Origin of the sequence: Halosaccharopolyspora lacisalsi, from assembly GCF_014137975.1 — a bacterium.
Taxonomy (GTDB): Bacteria; Actinomycetota; Actinomycetes; order Mycobacteriales; family Pseudonocardiaceae; genus Halosaccharopolyspora; species Halosaccharopolyspora lacisalsi.
Genome location: NZ_JACGWZ010000007.1, coordinates 101,044 through 118,328, shown reverse-complemented (window position 1 = coordinate 118,328; position 17,285 = coordinate 101,044). Strand labels below are relative to the sequence as shown.

Sequence of the window (17,285 nt, the reverse complement as noted above, 5' to 3'; positions counted from 1 at the left end):
GCGAGGACAAGGGGCGAGCGAACCCGAGTTCCTCGCCCGGACACGACCCACGAAGGAGGCCGTATGACTTCCCAACAGGCAAAGTCCGAGCAGTTCGAGTGGTTGGTGACCGACTTCGTCGAACGCGTGCCCGGTGTTGCCCACGCCGTCGTCGTCTCGGCGGACGGGCTGTTGCTGCTCGCCTCGGACAAACTGCCCAAGGACCGGGCCGATCAGCTCTCCGCCGTGGCTTCCGGGCTGCTGAGTCTGACTCAGGGCGCGGCACGGTGCTTCGAGGCCGGTGAGATCAAGGAGACCATCGTCGAGATGGATCGTGGCATGATGCTGCAAATGTCCATCAGTGACGGTTCGTGCCTGACCGTGCTCGCCTCTCCGCAGTGCGATATGGGGTTGATCGCCTACGAGATGGCGATGCTCGTCGAGAGGGTGGGACGCATCCTGACTCCGGAGTTGCGTTCCCACCTGCAAGGATCAGGCAACTCACAGTCACGACAACTGGTGTGAGGCACCGATGAGCGAAGGCTCTGGCTTCAATGAGGACCGCTCGCGCGGGGAGGATCCCGGCGAGCGGGACGAGGGCGGCGATGCGACGTTCGCCGACGTTTTCAACGGGGTCACCTTCGGTAGCGGGCGTGGCCGCCGCAAACGTCGCCGTTCGGACGGCGACTCCGAGCGGGAGGAGCAGGAGCCCGCGGCACCCGAGTGGCAGCCCCCGCAGGCCCCGCCGCCGGCCGCGCCTCGGCCACCCCAAGCTCCACCGCCACAGCAGGAACCCCCGCCGCAGGCACCGCCCCCGGAACCGCAGTGGTCGCGGGGGCCCGGTAATCCGGACACGACCGACTACCGAGAGGATGACAACGACGACGCCGACGTACCCGCGGCAAGCGTGCGGTCCTACGCGTGGACGGGTGGCCGTACCAAGTCCAACGTCGAGCTGGAGCTGGAGACTCTGGTCACCACCAGCGAGTATTACCAACCGGCAGCGCCGTTGCGGCTGGAACACCAGTCCATCGCCCAACTGTGCCGCCATCCCCGGTCCGTCGCCGAGATCGGGGCCCTGCTCGGTGTTCCGCTCGGCGTGGCCAGAGTGCTGCTGGCCGATATGGCGGAACTGGGACTGATCAACATTCATCAGACCGTGACCGACAGTGGCAGCCAACCACACTTGCAGTTGATGGAAAGGGTTTTGAGTGGACTCCGCCGGCTTTAAGGCGCCACAGGCATCCGGGACATCGAGCACCAGTTCGGCCAAGATCGTGGTCGCGGGTGGCTTCGGCGTGGGCAAGACGACCTTCGTCGGCTCGGTGTCCGAGATCGTTCCGCTGACCACCGAAGCGGTGATGACCGAGGCCAGTCAAGGCGTCGACGACCTGAGCGCGACTCCCGGTAAGTCCAGCACCACGGTGGCGATGGACTTCGGCCGTGTCTCGCTGGACGAGGACCTGATCCTGTACCTGTTCGGTACGCCGGGTCAGCAGCGTTTCTGGTTCATGTGGGACGACCTGGTGCGGGGAGCGATCGGCGCGGTGGTGCTGGTCGACACCCGCAGACTCGCGGACTGCTTCTCCGCGGTTGACTTCTTCGAGGACCGTGGCGTGCCCTACGTGATCGGTGTGAACTGCTTCGACGGAATGCAGCAGCACCAGGTCGACGAGATTCGCGAGGCGCTGGCGATCAGCCAGCGGGTGCCGGTCGTGCCGTGTGACGCCCGGGAACCCGAGTCCACCAAGCAGGCGTTGATCTCCCTGGTCGAGTACGCCATGCAGTGGTGGATCAACGGTCAGCCCGCCGCTCAGCGGTGAGCCGGTGGCGGCCGTGAGCGCGTCCGTGGATGGCAGGCTCCCGTGCGGTTCCCGTTCCGAGGGGCCTGCCACGCGATCCACCGACCGTGGGGCGGTTGAGCGGACCTCCGCGCGCGAAACGGAGTCCTCCGGGGCGGTGGGGCCTCAGGTGCCGTAGACGAGTTCGTCGGCCTGGGAGAGCCCGGCATCCAGACTCGCCCGTTCGGCGGCACCGAGATCGTCCCGGAAGCCCTGCCCGGCGGCCCTGACCAACACCATGAGTTTCTTGGCCATGCCCCGCGCCTGCGTGAGCCGGACCTCCTCGGCGTCCAGCTGCTGCCGGGAGTCGTGGATGAGCTTGCGGTAGCGGTGGTTGAGCTCGGCGTGCTCGTCCACCACGTTCAGCGCCTCGGCGAGTCGGGACAGCTCGGCGGTCGTCACGCGCACGAAGTACGGATCCTCCTCCACCCCCGGAACCCTACGTAGGACCCCCCGGAATCCGAAGCGAGGGCCGCGCCTGTCCGTGACGTTGGTCACGAGATCGCCGGAGTCGTGGATGCCGCGGGGCCTCCACTCGCTGGCCGCAGCGTGCCGTTCGTGTTTACTCTGGGGAAATGGCCATCGATCGAGCGGCTCGGGCTCGAAGACGCCGCGAGTCGCGTGCGGCCGAGGGGGAAGCGGCCCGCCGCGCGCGGCGCCGGCACGACAGCGAGCGGTTCGCTTCCGCGGCCACGGGGGTCGACGGTTTGTTCAACCCCGGCAGCAAGCACCAGCTCGAGCGCAAGGAGTGGGTCGCCGTGGCCAGGGAGGACGAGCGGGAGTCCGGCGCCGGACCGCTGGACTTCGACACCGGGACCGTGCACCTGCGCCGTCACGACTGAGCAGTGGCCGCTGTCCGGCGGTTCGGCCGGACGTCGTCGTCACGGGGTCAAGCCTCCTCCGAACTCCAGCCGCTCCAACGGTGTATCCCGATGACGATCAGCGTCCCCGCCGGGGGCTGTTGCCGGTACTGCCGGTACTTGGCGGCCAGCTCGTCGACCAGGTCGGCGCGCTCGGCGGTGTCGGTGAGCGTGGCCTCGCCGTCGGCGCGGGACCACCACAGCCGGGACCAGTCGTCCTCGTAGTGATCGACCAGCAGGGCCACCCTAGGGTTCTCGCGGATGTTGCGCATCCGCTTGAGCTCGGTCGTGGTCTTCGGTTTGTGGTCGACGGCCGTGACGACGGTGTCACCGTCGACGGTGAAGGTCACCGGCACGATGTGGGGCCGCGCCTGCGCGTCGGCGGTGGCCAGCCGTCCCACGCGAGCCCGTTCGATCGATTCGCGTGCCTGCTTCCGGTCCATGCGCATGAGCCCGTTCACTCCGTATGTTCGTGGTGTGTCCCCCACCTCAGAGTCCGTCACCGTCGCCGGACGCGATTATCGGGACCACCCGTGGTGGTTGCGGTACCAGGAGTTCTTTCCCGGTGGCCTGCGCGTGAGCCGGGCCGACGCGCCACGGGAACGATGGTGGCCGTGGCGGGGCATGGCGGTGCACCTGGACCGGGTCGTCGAACCGGAGGCCCCGGCGAAGGTGCTCGCCCTGCACGGTCCGGCCTCCTACGGTCGAATGCTGGCCCCCTACGGTCGTCTCCCCGCCGTGGCCGGCCTGGAATTCCTCGCTCCCGACCTACCCGACTGCGGGCTCACGGACACGGGAGGGCGCACGGCCGACTACGGCATGTGGGTGGAGTGCGTGCTGGACCTGATCAACGCCGAGCGCAGTGTCGATCCCAGACCCGTCGTGCTGTTGGGAACCAGCCTCGGCGGGCGCCTGGCCTACGACGTGGCCGCGCGGGCCCCGGAGGCGATCGCCGGTGTTGTGGTGACCTGCCTGCCGGATCCCCGCCGCGTCGAAGTGCGCCGCTACCTGGCGGCGCGGCCCGAGCTGGGGATGCTGGCGTCCTTGATGCCGCTGCTGCCGCATCCGCTGCGCCCGTTGCGCGTGCCGACGAGCTGGCTGGCCAACGTCGCGGCGATGTCCAACCACGCTCAGTTCGCCGCTCTCGTGTGCGGTGACCCGTTGGGCGGTGGGGGCAGGACGTCGTTGGAGTTGGTGCGCACCTGTCTGGGGAGCGCCCCGGAACGGGAACCGGAGGAGTTCACCGGGCCGCCACTGCTGGTGGCCCACCCGGCCGAGGACCGGTGGACACCGGCGGCGCTCTCGCGCCGGTTCCTCGACCGCGTCCGGGCTCCGACCCGGTACGTCTCGCTCACCGATGCCGGGCATCTGCCGGTGGAGGAGGCCGGGTTGGCCGACTTGGACCGGGCGCTGCGTGACTTCCTTGACGAGCTCGAGCTCAGGTGACACGCCCGAACACATAACGTGTCCGGCCCTTTCGGTTGTTGCGGCAATACTCACAACGACGAATCGCTCGCTTTCGCGCAGCCTCGTAGGAGGAGGTGAAGCTCGCTGTCGTCGAGCCGGGACTCCAGGTCACCCTGGTGCTTTCGGTGGCTGAGCCGAGAGTCGAACGCTGTTACCGAGAGTATGCATATTCCTAAAATTCACACCAATGGTCGAGTAGCGCTCTGGTCAACCCCACCGGTCGTGCGTCAGGATCGACACTGAGCGTGGGTCTGCGGCGGGAGGAGAGCGGATGATCGAGCGTCGTCACTCTCCCGAACCGCAGGCACTACCGGACGCGGGACGCCCACCCGTGCGCGTCGGCGTCGAGCCCGAACGGCGGCGCACGTTCACCGGCTTCTCCCTGGCCGTGTTGGTGGCCGGCATCGTCGTCAGTGCGGCCACCTCGGCCTGGCTACCGTCCGAGTACCGCCCGGAACTGCTGATCATCGGCCCGTTGCTGGCGCTGGGATTCCTGCTCGCCGAGCAGCTGACCATCGACGTCGACGTCAAGAGAGTCGGCTGGACGATCTCGTTCACCGAGATCCCGCTGATCCTGGGTCTGCTCACGGCACCGTTCGAAGTGGTGCTGGCGGCCAACCTGCTGGCCGGCCTCGGAACCCAGGTCGGTAGGCGAGCGGCCACCCACGTCGCCTACAACGCGGGCGTGCTGTGCCTGGAGATCGCGGTTCCCTTCGCGGTGGCCACGGTCGTGAACCGTGCCGTGGTCGACGCGGCGCCGACGTGGTTCGGGGCCGCCGCCGGAACCCTGACCTCCTCGCTGATCAGCTGCGGTTTCGCGTTGGCCGCTCTGCACGTGCTCGGAGGGGGGGTGCGGGGATCGGCCGGTGCTCGGCTGGCGGTGCGCACCCTGGCGGTGGGGCTGCTCAACACCTCGATCGGCCTCGTCGGCTACGAAGTGGTGATCAGCACGTTGTGGGGCTGGGTGCTGGTGGGGCTGGTCGCCGCCGGTGTGGTCGTGCTGTACCGGGCGTACTCGGGACTGATGCGCGAACAACGCGACCTGGAAACGCTCAGTGACGTCAGCCTCAGCGTGGCCCGTTCCGGTCAGGCGTGCCCCGGCCCCTCCGGGGCCGAGGTCGCGCCCGCGGACAGTTCGAGCGAGGAGTGGACACCCGTCGCTGAGCGGATCCGCGAACAGCTCAACGCCAAGCGTGTGGTGCTGCGGCTGGGCCTGGACCCCCGGGGCGAGGTGGACACCGTGGTGGTGGGCGAGCCGTTGCCGGAGGCGGCCAGCGGGGCGGGAGCGGTGACCCTGCGGGAATGCCCGCTGCTCCAGCTTCCCGGCAGCCACGTCCGCTCCTACCGGGCTCTCGACGCACCGGAGGACATACGCCGCGCGTTGCACTTGCGTGGCGCCTACGAGTCGTTGGTGGTGCCGCTGCGTGGCACGGACCAACTGCTCGGCGCGATCGAGGCGCACGACAGGGTCAGCCGGTGGCGCGGGTTCGGGCGGGCCGACACGCGGTTGTTGCACACGTTGGCCAGCCACCTGGCCACTGCGATGGACAACCGGCGGCTGTTGGCGCGATTACGCTACGACGCCTACCACGACCCGCTGACCGGATTGCTCAACCGCGCCGGTTTCTGCGAGATGACCGCGGAGGAGCTGCGCGACCACGACGACGTCGTCGTGCTGCGGCTCGACCTGGAGCTGCTCACCTCCGTCAGCGAGGCCCTCGGATACGCCTGGGGGGACCGGATGGTCATGGCGGCGGGTCGCCGCATGCGAGAGGTCCTCGGCCCCGAGGTGCCGCTGGCCCGGTTGGAGGCGAACTCGTTCGCGGTCCTGCTGGTCGATCACACCGAAACGAGCGCCCACGAGGTCGCCGAGCGATTACGGTCGATGATCGCCGAACCTTATCCGCTGGACCGACTCGTCGTGGAGGCTTCGGGCGTGGCGGGGTACGTCTCCTCCGCACCGGCCGACAGCGACGAGGCCGAGACCGACGTCGACCTCCTGCTGCAGCGAGCCGACGTCGCCGTTCGGGCGGCTCGTTCCGGTGACGACGGTGTCCGTGCCTACGCGCCGAGCATGGGTCAGATCTTCCTGCGGCGGTTCCAGCTGGTCACGCAGTTTCGGAACGCGCTGGACACCGGCCAGGTGGAGACGCACTACCAGCCGAAGGTGGCGTTGCCCGGCCGCGAGGTGGTCGGGGCCGAGGCGCTGGTGCGCTGGTCCCATCCCGAGTACGGGCGGCTGGCCCCGGACGAGTTCATCCCGGTGGTCGAGGCCACCGGACTCGTCGACGCCCTCACCTCGTTCGTTCTGGAACGCGCCCTGGAGAAGGTGCGGGACTGGCTGAGTCGCGGACTGCACCTGGCGGTGGCGGTGAACCTGTCGGTGCGCAACCTGGCCGACGAATCGTTCCCGGAGCGGGTGGCCGAGGGGCTGGAGCGGCACGGAGTCCCCGCGGGGCTGCTGACCTTCGAACTCACCGAGTCCAGCGTGATGGCCGACCCCGACCGGTCGTTGCCGGTGCTGCGTCGGTTGCGGGCGCTGGGTGTCGTGCTGGCGATCGACGACTTCGGCACCGGTTACTCGTCGCTGGCCTACCTGCGGCAGCTACCCGTGGACGAGGTCAAGATAGACAAGAGCTTCGTGCTCGGCATGGGGACCGACCTCAGCGACATGGCGGTGGTGCGCTCGATCGTGGAACTCGGTCACTCGTTGGAGCTGTCGGTGGTCGCCGAGGGCGTGGAGGACGACGCGTCCCGCGACCAGCTCGTGCGGATGGGATGCGACACAGCTCAGGGATACCTGTTCTCCCGTCCGCTGTCGGAGGATCGGTTCGAGACGTGGCTGTGGGCGCGGACCACGCGGAGCAGGGGCGAGCAGGCGGACACGATCCCGACCCTCGGGTCCTGAGCTGGGACTTCACCCCGCAACGACCCCCCGGTTTCGAGGGGCGCGACCGTGGTGTGTAGAGTTTGAATCGCTCCGCGAGGGCACGCCCCAATAGCTCAGTCGGCAGAGCGTCGCCATGGTAAGGCGAAGGTCTACGGTTCGAGTCCGTATTGGGGCTCCGAGGGCGGCCGTGGTGCTCGAGTAGAATGAGTACCGCGGCTGCCTTGTGCGGGTTATCGTTCATGAACGAGGGATGATCCTGACAAGGCGGTGTAGCTCAGTGGTAGAGCAAACGGCTCATAATCGTTGTGTCGTCGGTTCGAATCCGGCCACCGCTACTACGGCTGCTGACCGCCCGTAGGCGGTCCCCACGCGAAGGGGACCGGGCAGTCGCGCTGCCCGTTTCCGAGCACGAGAGAGAGGTCCCGCCGTGGCCAAGGCCGCCACCGATGTTCGCCCCAAGATCACTCTTGCGTGCCAGGAGTGCAAGGAGCGCAACTACATCACGAACAAGAACCGGCGGAACAACCCGGACCGGATGGAACTGAAGAAGTTCTGCCCCCGTTGCAACGCGCACCGTGCGCACAAGGAGACGCGCTGACTTTCGGGCGTTTCCGTCGCCCCTGAGGGCGTGACGACTTCGAAACCCGCCGCGGCCTTCGCCGCGGCGGGTTTTTCGTGTGCCCGGACTTCCCCGGCCCGGCGCAGTGGGCCATCGGGGCGGTAATCTGCCTACCGTGTCGCTTGACCAGTCATTTATCGGACGTGAGTACCCGCCCAGCGCGCCCTACGAGGTCGGCCGGGAGAAGATCCGCGAGTTCGTCGCCGCGATCGGGGAATCCTCACCGCTGTGCACGGATCCGGAGGCGGCGAAGGCCGCCGGATATCCCGACGTGATCGCCCCGCCCACCTTCGCCGTGCTGTTGTCGATGCCCGCTCAGGACATCCTCACGGGGGATCCGCAGCTCGGGTTGGACTACAGCCGCGTGGTGCACGGTCAGCAGGACTTCGTCCATCATCGGCCGATTCGTGCCGGCGACGAGTTGGTGACCGTGGTCCACGTCGACGACATCAAAACCAGGGCGGGTAATGATTTCCTCACGGTGCGGGCCGAGATCGGCACCCCCGCGGGGGAAGCGGTGTGCACCGCGAAGTCGATGCTGGTCGCTCGGGGAACGGCCGAGGAGGGTGAACAGGCATGAGTACCGACGTTCCACGAGTGGCCAAGGGCGACCAGCTGCCGGAGCTGCACATCCCGGTGTCCCGCGCCGACCTGGTGCGCTACGCCGGTGCCTCCGGTGACTTCAACCCGATCCACTACAGCCGGCGGCACGCCAACGAGGTGGGCCTGCCCGACGTGATCGCCCACGGCATGCTCACGATGGCGCTGGCGGGCCGGTTGGTCACCGAGTGGACGGGGGACCCGGGGTCGGTCCTGCACTACGGTGTGCGCTTCACACGGCCCGTCGAGGTGCCCGACGACGAGGGGGCGCTGGTCGAGGTCGCGGGCAAGGTGTCGGCCGTGCACGACGACGGCACCGCCAAGATCACCATCACCACCCGCAGCGCGGGTCAGGGCGTGCTCGGCGGCGCCTCCGCCACCGTGCGTCTTCCGGAGTAGCTTCCCGCTGGTGGGCGTGCGATTTTCCCTAAAGTTGTGCCACAACTTTAGGGAAAATCGCACGGACGCCACACGAACGTGCTACTTCGCCTCGCCGAGCAGGGCGGCCATCCTGCTCACGCCCTCGGCGAGGTCGTCGTCCCCCAGCGCGTAGGACATCCGGAAGTAGCCGGGCGTCCCGAACGCCTCACCGGGAACCACGGCCACCTCCGCCTGTTCCAGCACGAGCTCGGCGAGCTCGGTGCTGGTCTGCGGCCGGACCCCGCGGATCTCGCTGCCCAGCAGATCCTTGACGCTGGGGTAGACGTAGAAGGCGCCCTTGGGCTCGGGGCAGCTCACACCGGGGATGGCCGCCAGCCGGTCGGTGATGGTGCGGCGCCGCCGGTCGAAGGCCTCGCGCATCTCGGCCACCGCGTCGAGCGGGCCGCTGACGGCTTCGAGCGCGGCACGCTGCGAGACGTTGGCGACGTTGGACGACAGGTGGGACTGCAAGTTCGTCGCGGCCTTGATGACGTCGGTCGGGCCGATCATCCAACCGACCCGCCAGCCGGTCATGGCGTAGGTCTTGGCCACGCCGTTGAGCACCACGCACGTGTCGGCCAACTCGGGCACCACGGCGGGCATGGAGACGTGCCGAGCGTCACCGTAGACGAGGTGTTCGTAGATCTCGTCGGTGATGACCCAGATGCCGTGCTCGACGGCCCAGCGCCCGATGGCCTCGATCTGCTCGGGCGGGTAGATCGCGCCGGTCGGGTTGGACGGCGAGTTGAACAGCAACGCCTTGGTACGCGGGGTGCGCGCGGCTTCGAGCTGTTCGACGCTGGCCAGGTAGCCGGTGGACTCGTCGGTGGAGACCACGGCGGGCACCGCCCCGGCGAGGGTGATCGCCTCCGGGTAGGTCGTCCAGTAGGGGGCGGGCAGCAGCACCTCGTCGCCGGGATCGAGCAGGGTGGCGAACGTCTGGTACACGGCCTGCTTGCCGCCGTTGGTGACCAGGACCTGGTTCGGTTGGATCGTGTAGTCGGAGTCGCGGGCGGTCTTGGTGACGATGGCCTCGCGCAGCTCCGGCAGCCCCGAGGCCGGACTGTAGCGGTGGTTGCGCGGGTCGACGCACGCCGCCGCGGCGGCGTCCACGATGGGCTGCGGGGTGGCGAAGTCGGGTTCCCCGGCACCGAAACCGATCACCGGTCGCCCCTCGGCCTTGAGCGCCTTGGCCTTGGCGTCGACGGCGAGGGTGGCGGATTCGCTGATCCCGCCGACACGCGCGGACACGCGCGGCTTACCTGTGCTGGAGGACTGTGTCTCAGGTGCGGCCATGAGCGCATTTTTGCAGCTCGCTGTCGAGGCGCTTCATGCGGTGTACCACTTTCGACCGTAATAACAGGGTGCGGTTGGAGGCGGGGTCGGGGCGTGCAGTACACTTTCGGACTTGGGATACCTGGATCACCCGCCTTAGTCGGTGGATGCCGCGGGCGGGTAGGATACCTAGTGTCTCGTTTCAGCGACCGGAAATCCGGTCGTGAAGGGGTGTAGCTCAAGTGGCAGAGCAGCGGTCTCCAAAACCGCAGGTTGCGGGTTCAAGTCCTGTCACCCCTGCGTCGATGCAGACGGTGCGCGTCGGGGCGGCGATGGTGGACGAACTCACGGGTTCGTGCACCATCGCCGCGTCCACGCACACGCGTTCGACGACCGCCGGCGAGGAGGGTGCGTGAGCGAGGACCGCGAGCAGGAGCCGGGCGAGGACAACGAGCAGGAGGCTCGCTCGTCCCGCGCCGACCGGCGCGAGCGCCGTTCCGCCCGTTCGGGGACCCCGAAGGGACGGGGTAGCCGTGCCGGTGTGTCGGGCGAGACGAAGTCGTCGGGCACGACGGAGGCCAAGGGGCGGCCGACTCCCTCCAGGGACGGAGGTCGTCAGGCTCGGGTCTCGGTGTTCCGCAAGATCGGCCGCTTCCTCCGGGAGGTCGTCGCCGAACTTCGCAAGGTCATCTGGCCGACGCGCAAGCAGCTGGTGACCTACACAGCGGTGGTGTTGGTGTTCGTCAGCGTCATGGTGGCGTTCATCGCCGGTCTGGACCTGGCTTTCGCCCAGGGCGTGCGCTGGCTGTTCGGCTGAAAGAGCCCAGTCCGCACGCACGTGCGCCCGGCGGATGCCATCGAACCGCCCGCGCAACGCACGAGAGGAAGCGAGACCGACTGTGACCTCCCAGGAGGGGACCTCCCACGAGGGCCGGGAGCAGACCGGCCCGTCCGACGAGCAGGTACCTGCGGAACAGGTGACCGAGGCGGACGCCGCCACCGGTACCGAGCAGGCCGACGAGTCCGAGTCGTCGTGGGCCGAGGCCGGTGACGAGCAGCAGAACGCCGAGCAGGCCGAGCAGGGGGGCGAGGAGTCCGAGGACGCGGCCGAGGAGACCGAGTCCGAGGAGACCGCGGCCGAGGAGGCCGACCCGGTCGAGGAGCTTCGTGCCGCGCTCCGGCGCGCGCCGGGCGAGTGGTACGTGGTGCACTCCTACGCCGGTTACGAGAACAAGGTCAAGACCAACCTCGAGACCCGCGCGCAGACCCTGGACGTGGAGGACTACATCTTCCAGGTCGAGGTGCCCACCGAAGAAGTCACCGAGATCAAGAACAACCAGCGTAAACTGGTCGAGCGCAAGGTGCTGCCCGGCTACGTGCTGGTGCGCATGGAGCTCAACGACGCTTCGTGGGGCGCGGTGCGCAACACCCCCGGTGTGACCGGTTTCGTCGGTGCGACCTCGAAGCCTTCTCCGCTGAGCATCAACGAGGTGCTGAAGTTCCTCGCTCCGCAGGTGGAGAAGGAGACCAAGCCGGAGGACAAGAAGGCGGCCCAGCCGTCCTCGTCGAAGTCCCAGGTCGAGGTCGAGTTCGAGGTGGGTCAGTCCGTCACGGTCATGGACGGGCCGTTCGCGACGCTGCCCGCGACGATCAACGAGGTCAACGCGGAGTCCCAGAAGCTCAAGGTGCTGGTGTCGATCTTCGGCCGGGAGACGCCGGTCGAGTTGTCGTTCAACCAGGTTTCCAAGATCTGACCGGCTCTCGTCAACGGGAGCTCGGCGGTCGCGGCGGATCGGCAGGGATCCGTCGCGAGCGGTGGCCGGGTCCGCCGGAGCGGACGGTGCCGCCGTGGTCCGGCCGCTGGCCGGACGACAAGGAACCGAATACACAGGAAGCACAAGATGCCGCCCAAGAAGAAGCGACTCGCAGCGATCGTCAAGCTGCAAATCTCGGCCGGCCAGGCCAACCCGGCCCCGCCGATCGGTCCGGCGCTGGGTCAGCACGGCGTCAACATCATGGAGTTCTGCAAGGCTTACAACGCCGCCACCGAGAGCCAGCGTGGCGACGTGGTGCCGGTAGAGATCTCCGTGTTCGAGGACCGTTCCTTCGACTTCAAGCTCAAGACGCCGCCGGCGGCGAAGCTGCTGCTCAAGGCCGCGGGAGTGCAGAAGGGCAGCGGAGAGCCGCACAAGACGAAGATCGGTTCGGTCACCACCGATCAGGTGCGTGACATCGCCCAGACCAAGTGGGTCGACCTCAACGCGCCGACCATGGACGAGGCAGAGCAGATCATCGCCGGCACCGCCCGGTCGATGGGCCTGCGGGTCCAGGACTGAGCCGACCGACACGTGTGGGAGGGCTCGCGCAGCCCTTGTACCACAACTGATCCATTTCGATAGGAACAGACATGGCAAAGCGCAGCAGGAACTACCAGCAGGCCGCTCAGCTGGTCGACCACACGCGGGTCTACACCCCGTGGGAGGCCGCGGAGCTGGCCCAGAAGACCGTCAAGACCAGCATGGACCCCACCGTCGAGGTGGCCCTGCGTCTTGGCGTCGACCCACGCAAGGCAGACCAGATGGTCCGCGGCACCGTGAACCTGCCGCACGGTACTGGTAAGACTGCCCGCGTCATCGTGTTCGCTTCCGGCGACAAGGCCGACGCGGCCGAGGCGGCCGGCGCGGACGCGGCAGGCTCCGACGAGCTGATCGAGCGGATCCAGGGCGGCTGGCTCGATTTCGACGCGGCAGTGGCCACCCCGGACCAGATGGCCAAGGTCGGCAAGATCGCCCGCGTGCTCGGGCCGCGCGGTCTGATGCCGAACCCCAAGACCGGCACCGTGACCCCGAACATCGAGAAGGCGATCTCCGAGATCAAGGGCGGTAAGATCAACTTCCGGGTGGACAAGCAGGCCAACCTGCACTTCGTCATCGGGAAGGCCTCGTTCTCCACCGAGTCGCTGGTGGACAACTACGCCGCCGCGCTCGACGAGATTCTGCGGTCCAAGCCGGCGACCTCCAAGGGCCGCTACCTCAAGAAGGTCACCTTCACCACGACCATGGGGCCGGGCATCTCGGTGGATCCGAGCCGGACCCGCAACATGGCCGGAGAAGAGGCCTGAGCGAGCTCACTCGCACGACGGGGCGGACCAGCCATCGCGGCTGGTCCGCCCCGTTTTTCGTAGTAGGTCTCGGTGCGTGCCGAAGATTAATGTAACCGCCTTCTCGGGGAGTGGGGGTTCGCGGTTTCGCGCGAACTCGTGCGAATCCCTAGCAGGCGGATTCGAGCTTGTATCCGTCTATGATCCAGCCCCCGTTGTCTCCGCGTTTGAGTCCGAACGCCCCGAGTCGTGGGCCGCCCTGAACGTTCAGTGCGCAGGAGGACACCGCGGCTTCTTCCGTGGTCTCCTCGAGTGCGCCTGATCCGAACCCGGGGGCCTTGTAGGCCATTCGATTCGTGACCTGCTCGTTCAGCTGCCGCACGGCCGTGTCGCAGTCGGGGGCGCCGTGGAGTTCGGCGAACCGGTTCCGTGCCGGCGCGGTCATCAACCAGCACGCGCCGTCGGGTTTGGTGGCCACGTAGTCGTAGAAGGCGATGACGGCCGCCTTGGGGTCGGTCTGCCGGATCGGACTCGCCCCCCGGGCGATGTCGTCGGGGGTGCTCTCGCCGCTGATCCCGCTGTTGTCGGTGCCGAAGTAGTAGTTGATGCCCGTGTAGATCAGCACCAGTACCAGCACCAGGTACAGCAACCTGCGGATGAACTTGAAGCGCAGCAGGCGCAGCGTCAGGCGCAGCGCCCTCCTCCACCCCGGCCGCTTCGAGCCGGCGGTGCGATCCGGGGCGGGGTCACCGGCGGGAGGAGCGTCCGTACCGGTTCCGTCCGCGCCGTGGAGGCGTTGCCACTCCTGGAACCTGCGGAACTCGAGGAACTCCCGGTACTGGCGGTACTCCTCGTCGTCGGTCGTTTCGGGTTTCCGCGCGGTGTCGGGCCGGTGGTACTCGACGACCTCGGCGTCGACGATCTCCGGGGACTCGGCGGGGGAGGGGTCGTGGGCGGGGCGCTGCCCCGGCGAGTCGTTCGAGTCGGCCACGTCCCACATGATGCCGTGTCCGGCAACCACCGCTCCAGCCGCGGTGGGGGCGGGTGTGCGAAGCGGGTGCGGGCTCGCGTACTCTGGGGTGCGGTTCCACCAGAGACCGCTGGTCTTCTCCGGCCCCAGGGCGGGAGAACGAAGGTCCCGAAGAGACGGGCGGCCCGCGCAGGAGGACGAGGCAACATCGGCGCCCGTACGCGTCAGTGATTCCCACGCCCCGTGCCTTGCTGCGTCGGGGCGTTTTTGTCGTCTCGGTGGACTTGGCGGCCGGCACAGTCGCGAAGCACTAGAGAGGAGGCGACATGGCGAAGCCCGAAAAGGTTGACGCGGTCAACGAGCTCTCGGAGCGCTTCAACAAGGCGACCGCGACGGTCGTGACCGGGTACCGGGGACTGTCCGTGGCCCAGCTCGAGCAGCTGCGCAAGGATCTCGGCGAGGGCACGACCTATCGCGTCGCGAAGAACACGCTGGTCAAGCGGGCCACCGCGGAAGCGGGCGTCGAGGGGCTCGACGAGCTGTTCGTGGGGCCCATTGCGCTGACCTTCATCGAGGGCGAGCCGGTGGACGCGGCGAAGACACTGCGTGACTTCGCCAAGGACCACAAGGCCCTGGAGATCAAGGGCGGCTACATGGACGGCCGTGCGATCTCGACCGCCGAGGTCGAGCGCATCGCCGAACTCGACAGCCGCGAGGTCACGCTCGGCAAGCTGGCCGGTGCGATGAAGGCCAAGCTCAACGAGACCGCCGGCCTGTTCGCCGCTCCGGCGTCCCAGGTCGCCCGGATGGCCGACGCTTTGAAGTCGAAGAAGAGCGAGGGAGCGGACACCGAGTCCGCCTGAGGCCCGACCCCGACCGATTTCGCTCGCGTGCGCGGGCACTGATGTGAAAGGAACGCCATCATGGCCAAAATGAGCAACGACGAGCTGCTGGACGTCTTCAAGGAAATGACGCTGCTGGAGCTCTCCGAGTTCGTCAAGCAGTTCGAGGAGACCTTCGACGTCTCCGCCGCCGCCCCGGCCGCCGTCGCCGCTCCCGCCGCCGGCGGGGCTGCCCAGGCCGAGGAAGAGGAGGAGCAGGACGAGTTCGACGTCGTCCTCGAGGACGCCGGTGACAAGAAGATCCAGGTCATCAAGGTGGTCCGCGAGGTCATCACCGGCCTTGGTCTGAAGGAGGCCAAGGAGCTGGTCGAGGACGTTCCGAAGCCGCTGCTGGAGAAGGTCGACAAGGAGAAGGCCGACGAGGCCAAGGCCAAGCTGGAGGAGTCCGGCGCCAAGATCACCCTTAAGTGATCTCCTTGCACGAAGGGGGCGGTCACCCACTCCGGGTGGCCGCCCCCTGTTTTTGCGTCCGGGGTGACGCCCCCTGACCGGGTGAACCCCGATGACTTCCTCCGGAAGAATTTTGACCCGCTCTTCTGGTCGGTTTCCGCGGCGGCGACCAATTTGTTTCCGGGTGTTTCGAAACTGTTTTTTTCCGTGCGGGCGAGGTTCTGGTGATCCGTGCTCGCGCGATCATGACCTATCGTGGATCAGTGCTGTGATCAGCTACGATGTCGTGATCAAAAATGTGGTGACGCAACGAAGTGTGACTCAGTTCTCTTGGCGATGTATTCTGGTGCTGGCTACAGTCGGCGTTGACGCCGGTTCGGTGTGTAGTAGCGGGTGCGTCGTTTCGTGAGAAGACGGCGCCCAGTGGTGCAATGCGCGATCAAGGGTTCGGCGTCGACCTGTGCTATCTGAAGCCCTCTCAAGGTGGATTACATGGTTGCAACATCAGTTGAGCGTGACGACTACTTGGCGGAATCCACGAGTTCCGCGCAAGCGGTGAACGAGAATGTTCCGTTCCGGATGACGGTGGAACGTCCGCGGGACGGGGTGATCGTGATGAGTGTGGCCGGGGCGCTCGACATGGTGACCGTCACACGGTTTTCCCGGTTGCTGCTGGACCGGCTGAGCTCCACCGTTCACGTCATCGTGCTGGACCTGTCGGAGGTCTCGTTCCTCGGCGTCGAGGCGATCAAGGTGTTGGCGCAGGCCGATCTGCGCGCCCAGATCGAGGGTAAGCGGCTGTCCCTGGTGACGGGGGTGCGTGCGGTGGACCGGCCACTGGAGGTGCTGGGCATGTCCACCTGCTTCACCTACGGCAGCAGGCCGGTCTTCGGAGCGCCCGACGTGGGCGAGTTCGTTCCGGAGAGGAGGGCTCCTCGGGCGGAGGAGAGGGTCGAGAACCACGCCGTACCTCGGCAGCAGCAGCGCACCGCGGCGGAAGTGGTGCAGCGGGCGTAGTCGTCCGCGGTCTCCGGCGGCCATCCCGAGGGGGTGGCCGCCTCTTTTTCGTACTGGGGTCTCGCACGGTTTTCGTCTCCCGAGGACTCCGAGGACAATGCCGCGATGACCGCTCGGAACCAGGACACGGTGGTGCTGGTGCGCCTGGCGGGTGAACTGCGCTTCTTCGCCGCCCCACGGCACCGGCGTGAGCAGGTGCGTCTCCACCACGACGGGACGGCCTCGCTCGGGCATGTCGTGCAGTCCCTCGGCGTACCGCTCACCGAGGTCGGTGCGCTGGTGGTGGACGGAGTCGCCGTCGCCCCCTCGCACCGTCCCCGACCGGGCGCGGTGGTCGATGTCCGGCCGCTCGAACGTCCGCAGGACTCGCCCCGGCGTTTCGTCCTCGACGTGCATCTCGGGGCGCTCGCACGGCGACTGCGGCTGGTGGGGGTCGACGCCGCTTACCGCAACGACGCCCACGACGACGAGTTGATCGTGCAGGCCGCCCGTCAGTACCGGGTGCTGCTCACGCGGGACCGTGGCCTCCTGCGGCGTCGAGCGCTGTGGTCGGGGGCTTACGTGCGGGGACAACGCCCCCTGGACCAGCTCACCGATGTGATCGACAGGTTCGCTCTCGAACTGCGACCGTGGAGCCGGTGCCCGATGTGCAACGGTCCGTTGCACGGTGTGACCAAGGACGAGGTCGTCGACGAGCTGGAACCCGGTACCCGACGCTGCTACGACGCTTTCGCGCGGTGCGGCTGCTGCGGACGGGTTTACTGGCGCGGTGCGCACGCGCGCAAGCTCGAGTCGACCATCGAAGCCGCCCGTCGGGCGCGTTCTGGGTGAGGTCGTGAGCAGTCGCGCCCCCGGTCCCCGGCCGATCGGCGAGACGAGCCGGGCTCTCGTGTCCGGGGAGTAGTATTCCGACTCCCAGCCACGCTTCGCGGCTCGTCACTCGGGGACGATCGCG

At 67.8% G+C, this 17,285-nt stretch carries 21 protein-coding genes and 3 tRNA genes; 20 read left to right on the top strand and 4 right to left on the bottom strand.

Annotated elements, in window-relative coordinates:
- The first annotated feature begins 63 nt into the window (after positions 1–63).
- The 3 genes from FHX42_RS21510 to FHX42_RS21500 are packed head-to-tail and all read left to right on the top strand — an operon-like array spanning position 64 to position 1,802.
- Positions 64–504 (top strand): roadblock/LC7 domain-containing protein, encoded by a 441-nt coding sequence (locus FHX42_RS21510; protein WP_182546266.1) that lies wholly within the window; start codon positions 64–66, stop codon positions 502–504.
- Between the two features lie 7 nt (positions 505–511).
- Complete coding sequence (locus tag FHX42_RS21505) at positions 512–1,210, top strand: DUF742 domain-containing protein (RefSeq protein ID WP_182546265.1); 699 nt, start codon at positions 512–514, stop codon at positions 1,208–1,210.
- Positions 1,191–1,802 carry a GTP-binding protein gene (locus tag FHX42_RS21500; protein ID WP_182546264.1) on the top strand — a complete coding sequence of 204 codons (612 nt, stop codon included), beginning with the start codon at positions 1,191–1,193 and terminating at the stop codon, positions 1,800–1,802. The genes FHX42_RS21505 and FHX42_RS21500 overlap by 20 nt, the downstream gene beginning before the upstream one ends.
- 144 nt (positions 1,803–1,946) lie before the next feature.
- Here FHX42_RS21500 and FHX42_RS21495 read toward each other — a convergent pair whose 3' ends face one another.
- A complete protein-coding gene (locus FHX42_RS21495) occupies positions 1,947–2,249 on the bottom strand; it encodes a hypothetical protein (RefSeq protein WP_182546263.1) in 303 nt (100 codons plus the stop codon).
- A 146-nt stretch (positions 2,250–2,395) separates the two neighbouring features.
- On the opposite strand from FHX42_RS21495, the gene FHX42_RS21490 reads away from it, so the two are divergent.
- Positions 2,396–2,662 carry a DUF6191 domain-containing protein gene (locus FHX42_RS21490; protein ID WP_182546262.1) on the top strand — a complete coding sequence of 89 codons (267 nt, stop codon included), beginning with the start codon at positions 2,396–2,398 and terminating at the stop codon, positions 2,660–2,662.
- Positions 2,663–2,709: 47 nt separating this feature from the next.
- Here the strand turns inward: FHX42_RS21490 and FHX42_RS21485 are convergent, their stop codons facing one another.
- The gene (locus tag FHX42_RS21485; RefSeq protein WP_182546261.1) at positions 2,710–3,129 is read right to left on the bottom strand and encodes a TIGR03668 family PPOX class F420-dependent oxidoreductase; all 420 of its coding nucleotides are present in this window, start codon (positions 3,127–3,129) and stop codon (positions 2,710–2,712) included.
- Positions 3,130–3,157: 28 nt separating this feature from the next.
- Between FHX42_RS21485 and FHX42_RS21480 the strand changes: the two genes are divergently transcribed.
- The 7 genes from FHX42_RS21480 to FHX42_RS21450 all read left to right on the top strand — a co-directional run bounded on the left by FHX42_RS21480 (position 3,158) and on the right by FHX42_RS21450 (position 8,655).
- A complete protein-coding gene (locus FHX42_RS21480; protein ID WP_328796602.1) occupies positions 3,158–4,126 on the top strand; it encodes an alpha/beta fold hydrolase in 969 nt (322 codons plus the stop codon).
- 292 nt (positions 4,127–4,418) lie between these two features.
- The gene (locus FHX42_RS21475) at positions 4,419–7,055 is read left to right on the top strand and encodes a putative bifunctional diguanylate cyclase/phosphodiesterase (protein WP_182546259.1); all 2,637 of its coding nucleotides are present in this window, start codon (positions 4,419–4,421) and stop codon (positions 7,053–7,055) included.
- Between the two features lie 84 nt (positions 7,056–7,139).
- Positions 7,140–7,212: transfer RNA gene (locus FHX42_RS21470), tRNA-Thr, on the top strand.
- 88 nt (positions 7,213–7,300) lie between these two features.
- Positions 7,301–7,372, top strand: a tRNA-Met gene (locus FHX42_RS21465).
- 92 nt (positions 7,373–7,464) lie between these two features.
- Positions 7,465–7,635, top strand: a complete 171-nt coding sequence (rpmG, locus tag FHX42_RS21460; protein WP_182546258.1) for a 50S ribosomal protein L33 — start codon at positions 7,465–7,467, stop codon at positions 7,633–7,635.
- 136 nt (positions 7,636–7,771) lie between these two features.
- Positions 7,772–8,236: a MaoC family dehydratase N-terminal domain-containing protein gene (locus tag FHX42_RS21455; protein ID WP_182546257.1), complete on the top strand. Its 465-nt coding sequence runs from the start codon at positions 7,772–7,774 to the stop codon at positions 8,234–8,236.
- Positions 8,233–8,655 (top strand): MaoC family dehydratase, encoded by a 423-nt coding sequence (locus FHX42_RS21450; protein ID WP_182546256.1) that lies wholly within the window; start codon positions 8,233–8,235, stop codon positions 8,653–8,655. Before FHX42_RS21455 ends, FHX42_RS21450 begins: the two co-directional genes overlap by 4 nt.
- A gap of 81 nt (positions 8,656–8,736) precedes the next feature.
- Here the strand turns inward: FHX42_RS21450 and FHX42_RS21445 are convergent, their stop codons facing one another.
- The gene (locus tag FHX42_RS21445; protein WP_182546255.1) at positions 8,737–9,972 is read right to left on the bottom strand and encodes a pyridoxal phosphate-dependent aminotransferase; all 1,236 of its coding nucleotides are present in this window, start codon (positions 9,970–9,972) and stop codon (positions 8,737–8,739) included.
- A 206-nt stretch (positions 9,973–10,178) separates the two neighbouring features.
- Here FHX42_RS21445 and FHX42_RS21440 point away from each other — a divergent pair.
- From FHX42_RS21440 to rplA, 5 genes are all read left to right on the top strand, one after another.
- Positions 10,179–10,251, top strand: a tRNA-Trp gene (locus tag FHX42_RS21440).
- A gap of 112 nt (positions 10,252–10,363) precedes the next feature.
- Complete coding sequence (gene secE, locus FHX42_RS27525; protein ID WP_182546254.1) at positions 10,364–10,768, top strand: preprotein translocase subunit SecE; 405 nt, start codon at positions 10,364–10,366, stop codon at positions 10,766–10,768.
- A gap of 82 nt (positions 10,769–10,850) precedes the next feature.
- A complete protein-coding gene (nusG, locus tag FHX42_RS21430) occupies positions 10,851–11,705 on the top strand; it encodes a transcription termination/antitermination protein NusG (RefSeq protein ID WP_328796598.1) in 855 nt (284 codons plus the stop codon).
- Between the two features lie 147 nt (positions 11,706–11,852).
- Positions 11,853–12,287 carry a 50S ribosomal protein L11 gene (rplK, locus tag FHX42_RS21425; RefSeq protein ID WP_182546252.1) on the top strand — a complete coding sequence of 145 codons (435 nt, stop codon included), beginning with the start codon at positions 11,853–11,855 and terminating at the stop codon, positions 12,285–12,287.
- A gap of 71 nt (positions 12,288–12,358) precedes the next feature.
- Complete coding sequence (gene rplA / locus FHX42_RS21420) at positions 12,359–13,072, top strand: 50S ribosomal protein L1 (protein ID WP_182546251.1); 714 nt, start codon at positions 12,359–12,361, stop codon at positions 13,070–13,072.
- Between the two features lie 148 nt (positions 13,073–13,220).
- Here rplA and FHX42_RS21415 read toward each other — a convergent pair whose 3' ends face one another.
- Complete coding sequence (locus FHX42_RS21415) at positions 13,221–14,042, bottom strand: hypothetical protein (protein ID WP_182546250.1); 822 nt, start codon at positions 14,040–14,042, stop codon at positions 13,221–13,223.
- Between the two features lie 305 nt (positions 14,043–14,347).
- On the opposite strand from FHX42_RS21415, the gene rplJ reads away from it, so the two are divergent.
- The 4 genes from rplJ to FHX42_RS21395 all read left to right on the top strand — a co-directional run bounded on the left by rplJ (position 14,348) and on the right by FHX42_RS21395 (position 17,161).
- Complete coding sequence (gene rplJ, locus FHX42_RS21410; protein WP_182546249.1) at positions 14,348–14,884, top strand: 50S ribosomal protein L10; 537 nt, start codon at positions 14,348–14,350, stop codon at positions 14,882–14,884.
- 60 nt (positions 14,885–14,944) lie between these two features.
- Positions 14,945–15,334, top strand: a complete 390-nt coding sequence (rplL, locus tag FHX42_RS21405; protein WP_182546248.1) for a 50S ribosomal protein L7/L12 — start codon at positions 14,945–14,947, stop codon at positions 15,332–15,334.
- A 558-nt stretch (positions 15,335–15,892) separates the two neighbouring features.
- Entirely contained in the window at positions 15,893–16,330 is a 438-nt protein-coding gene (locus FHX42_RS21400; RefSeq protein ID WP_220480692.1) for an STAS domain-containing protein, read from the top strand.
- 105 nt (positions 16,331–16,435) lie between these two features.
- Positions 16,436–17,161 carry a Mut7-C RNAse domain-containing protein gene (locus tag FHX42_RS21395; RefSeq protein WP_182546246.1) on the top strand — a complete coding sequence of 242 codons (726 nt, stop codon included), beginning with the start codon at positions 16,436–16,438 and terminating at the stop codon, positions 17,159–17,161.
- Positions 17,162–17,285 lie beyond the last annotated feature (124 nt).